Below are 234 nucleotides of genomic sequence, written 5' to 3'. Positions count from 1 at the left end.
GTCATCGCTTAAGCGTCAGTGGTTAAATACTATTGAAAACAATGACAGCATGGCGTTCTCAAAAATTCGCGTCGCAATGTACAATATCTATCCGGCTGAACAAAAACTGTTAAGTGCCGCAACGGCAGAACAACGCTTTGCCAACTTGCCGCTAATGGACGATAAAGGTCCGGTATTTATGCGCAGTTTTGCGGCGCAATTAATTCCGACCGATTGTAGTGCAACAAACATAGA

Annotated in this window: 1 protein-coding gene; it reads left to right on the top strand. The window is 44.0% G+C overall.

All coding sequences use genetic code 11. The annotated features are described in order from the left end of the window. A partial coding sequence (locus tag AAEZ00_RS22185; protein WP_351090204.1) for a hypothetical protein occupies positions 1 to 234 on the top strand: 234 nt, incomplete at both ends.

Source organism: Shewanella sp. S1-49-MNA-CIBAN-0167 (assembly GCF_040310145.1).
GTDB lineage: Bacteria > Pseudomonadota > Gammaproteobacteria > Enterobacterales > Shewanellaceae > Shewanella > Shewanella psychromarinicola.
The sequence above is the reverse complement of the archived record's forward strand: the minus strand, read 5'-3'. Positions and strand labels throughout refer to the sequence as shown.